3 protein-coding genes and 1 pseudogene are annotated in these 3,490 nt (G+C 71.6%); all 4 read left to right on the top strand.

Annotated elements, in window-relative coordinates:
- Positions 1-108 precede the first annotated feature (108 nt).
- Complete coding sequence (locus AC0IZJ_RS28300) at positions 109-1,620, top strand: GspE/PulE family protein (RefSeq protein WP_471855585.1); 1,512 nt, start codon at positions 109-111, stop codon at positions 1,618-1,620.
- Positions 1,613-2,746 carry a hypothetical protein gene (locus AC0IZJ_RS28295; RefSeq protein WP_471855583.1) on the top strand — a complete coding sequence of 378 codons (1,134 nt, stop codon included), beginning with the start codon at positions 1,613-1,615 and terminating at the stop codon, positions 2,744-2,746. Before AC0IZJ_RS28300 ends, AC0IZJ_RS28295 begins: the two co-directional genes overlap by 8 nt.
- Positions 2,743-3,252: a hypothetical protein gene (locus tag AC0IZJ_RS28290; RefSeq protein ID WP_471855581.1), complete on the top strand. Its 510-nt coding sequence runs from the start codon at positions 2,743-2,745 to the stop codon at positions 3,250-3,252. The genes AC0IZJ_RS28295 and AC0IZJ_RS28290 overlap by 4 nt, the downstream gene beginning before the upstream one ends.
- A pseudogene (locus AC0IZJ_RS28285) lies at positions 3,249-3,490 on the top strand (hypothetical protein); the annotation flags it as partial. The gene AC0IZJ_RS28290 and the pseudogene AC0IZJ_RS28285, both read left to right, overlap by 4 nt.

Raw genomic sequence — 3,490 nt, 5'->3', positions numbered from 1 at the left:
GGGCGGTCGGGGGGAGCTCTTTGCCTACTTTCTGGCGGCCCAGAAAGTAGGTCGCCCGCCGGGGCGAAATCCCGGCATGGGCCTCACCAGAAACGCAAGGCGTCATCAATGACCACCTCGCTGCACGACTGGCTCCCCGCCACCGAGGGCCCCTGGCACCTCGACTTCGAGCAATGGCCCCAAGCCCAGGCGCAGCGTTGGCGCGCCGTGTTGGCCGTCGGCGCCAACGACAAGCGCGTCCTCCTCGCCGAACGCGACGAAGACGCCATGCTGCTGCAAAGCGTCGAATCGAGACTGAACGCCCCCGTCGGCTGGCAACGCTGCGCCCCCGAGGCCGTGACTCATTTCCTCGGCGCCGGCGAGGCCGACTTCCGCGCGCTGTCCGATGTCGAAGATGCGCTGACCACCGTCGTTGATCACACCGAGGAGCTGTCAGCCCTCGCACTGAGCGAGCAAGCCAGCCCCGTCGTCCGACTGCTCAACGCCACCATCTACGACGCGCTGCAGGACACCGCCTCCGACATCCACATCGAATGCACGACCCGCGGCGCGGTCATCCGCTTCCGCGTCGATGGCGTCATGGCGCTGGTCAGACAAGTCGACGGCCCGCAGATCGCCGAGCAGCTCGTGTCGCGCCTGAAGGTGATGGCCGAGTTGGACATCGGCGAGCGCCGTCTGCCGCAGGACGGCCGCTTCAAGCTGCGCGTGCAGGGCCGCGAGATCGACTTCCGCCTCAGCGTGATGCCCAGCGTCTTCGGCGAGGACGCCGTCATCCGCATCCTGGACCGCGCGGCCATCGCCCGCGCCGGTTCGCTGACGCTGGACTCGCTCGGCTTCGGTGACGAAGAGCGCGCCGCGATCCGACACCAGGCCCGCCAGCCGCACGGCATGCTGCTGGTGACCGGCCCTACCGGCTCGGGCAAGACGACGACGCTGTACGCCACGCTGGCCGAGATCCACACCGGCGCCGACAAGATCATCACCATCGAGGACCCGGTCGAGTACCAGCTCAGCGGCGTCGTGCAGATCCCCGTCAACGAGAAGAAGGGCCTCACCTTCTCGCGCGGCCTGCGCTCCATCCTGCGCCACGACCCCGACCGCGTCATGGTGGGTGAAATCCGCGACGCCGAGACCGCGCAGATCGCCGTGCAGGCCGCGCTGACCGGTCACCTCGTCTTCAGCACCGTGCATGCGAACAACGCCTTCGACGTCATCGGCCGCTTCATGCACATGGGCCTGGACCTCTACAACGTCGTGTCGGCGCTGAACGCCGTGCTGGCGCAGCGGTTGGTGCGCCTGACCTGCCAGCACTGCGCGCGGCCGTTCACGCCCGAGCCGGCGACGCTTGCTCGGCATGGTGTCGTGAATGGCCAGTTCATGAAGGGCGAGGGCTGCGGCCATTGCCGGGGCACGGGCTACAAGGGTAGGCGCGCGGTGGCGGAATTGCTCAAGCTGGACGACGGCCTGCGCGACCTGATCGCGGCGCGCGCGCCGATGTCCGAGATCAAGGCCGCGGCCAAGGCGCGCGGCATGCAGTCGCTGCGCGAGATGGCGCTGGCCGCCGTCTGCCGGGGCGACACCACTTTCGAGGAGCTGGAACGTGTCACGCTCGATGAGTGAATCGTTGCATCAGCGCCTGCGTCAGCAACTGGGTGCGCGGCTGGCCAAGCCGAGGCGGCTCTTCATCACGCCGGGGGGCGACGAGTTCGCCGCCTGGTGCCGCGACATGCCGGGCACGGCCGTTGAACTGGTCGTTAGCGCCAAGGCCCTGCACGAGCTGGTCGCCGAGCCCGGCCTGCCGCTGGCCGACGTGGATGCCGTGCAGGCCTATGCGCAGCAGCAGTTCGCTCACTACTTCGGCGCGGCGGCGCAGCGCTTTGCGATTGCGCCGTGGCAGCTCGGTGAAGCGGCCGGCGCATCGGCGCTGCACGGGCTCGACCTGGCCGCACTGCGCGCGCAGGCCGATGCAGCGCGTGTGCGTCTCGTTGCCGTGCGTCCGGCATGGGCGGCGTGGATGGCTTCGCTGCCGGCGTCGACGCGCGCGGGCTCCGGTCGCGCCGTCTGGTACGAGGCCGACGTGGCCGTCGTCATCCAGCTCGACCGCGGCCGCGTGACCGGGCTGCAATCGCGCCGCGTGCAAAGCCTGGCCGATCTGGGCGCGGACACGCCACTGGCCATCGGCACGCCCGACAGCGACCTCGCTCCCCAGCCCGGCCCGGCGACGCCGCAGCCCGACTTCCTGCCACGCTCCAGCCGCTCGCCAATCGCCTGGCCGCTGGCCGCGACGGGCGCCCTCGTGCTGGCCACGGCCGCCTGGAGCGCGGTTGAAAGCCACCGCGCGCTGGACGTCGCCCAGGCGGCGCGCGACCGCGTTGCCACGCTGCGCCCAGCCGCCGCGGCCAGGCCCGCCGCGCGCCGCGCCGAGACCACCGAGAACCGCTCGGCGCTGGAAGCCCGCACGTTGCTGGCCATGCCCTGGGAGCCGCTGCTGACGCGTGTTGAAACGGCGGGCGCCGACGCCAAGACCATTGCCTGGCTGGGCCTGGATGCCAGCGCCGGCCGCGGTGAGCTGCGCCTGGAAGGCCTGACGCCGGACAAGCTGCTCGCCCTGCAACTGGCCGAGCAGCTGGGCGCCACGCCGGGTTGGGGCCAGGTCGTGCTGTCGCGCTTCTCGGCAGCGGAGACGGGGCTGACGGGCCAGCGCTTCGAGATCAATGCCCGCGTGGCGAGCGGAGGCGGCTCTTGAACCTGCCCGCGCTCTTCAGGAAGCTCGGCGGCCCGGGCCTTGCCGGCCTTGCGGCACTGCTGCTGGCGGCCGTCGCCCTCGTGCTCAGTCAGCGCTGGGACGCCCACGCTGCCGCCTTGCAGGCCGAGGCCCGCGCGCTGCGCGCCAAGGCCAGGCCAGCCGCTGCGGTCACGGCGGTGCCGGTCAGCGTGCAGCAATGGCAGGCCAACCTGCCGGCAGCGGCGCAACGCCAGCAGCGGCTGGCTGACCTGCTGGAGCTGAGCATTCGGCTCGACCTCAACGGCGCCCGCACCGAACATCGCCTGGCCACCAGCGAAGGCCTGGAGCGGCTGCGCGTGACCATGCCCGTCACCGGCAGCTATGCGCAGGTACGCCGCTTCATCGGCGCGGCGCTGGTGCATGACCCGGCGCTCAGCCTGGACGCGATCAAGCTGCGCCGCCTGAGCCCGATGAGCGCCGAGGTCGATGCCGAGCTGCAGTGGTCGCTTCATGGGAGGTCGCGATGAACTCCCGTCAGCTTGCGCTGGGCGGGGCATTGGCCGCGACGCTTGCCGCCACGGCCTGGGTCGCGACGCGGCCCGAAGGTGACGCGGCGACACCTGCCGTTGCCGCGCTGCCCGCGCGCAAGCCAGCTGCCTCTGCCCCCGCCGCTGCCGAGCCATCCGAAGCGCGCCAGCCCTGGGCCGAGGCCAGCCCGGCCCAGCTCGCCGCCTGGCAACCGCCCCCGCCACCGCCGCCTCCTCC

The sequence above is a fragment of the Roseateles sp. AC306 genome (assembly GCF_979253795.1).
Note: the sequence above shows the minus strand (reverse complement) of the source record. Positions and strands in the feature narration are given on the sequence as shown.

What these genes read in the sequence shown, in the direction of transcription:
- AC0IZJ_RS28300 (WP_471855585.1), top strand. Translation starts at nt 109, where the DNA reads ATGACCACCTCGCTGCACGACTGGCTCCCCGCCACCGAGGGCCCCTGG.
- AC0IZJ_RS28295 (WP_471855583.1), top strand. Translation starts at nt 1,613, where the DNA reads ATGAGTGAATCGTTGCATCAGCGCCTGCGTCAGCAACTGGGTGCGCGG.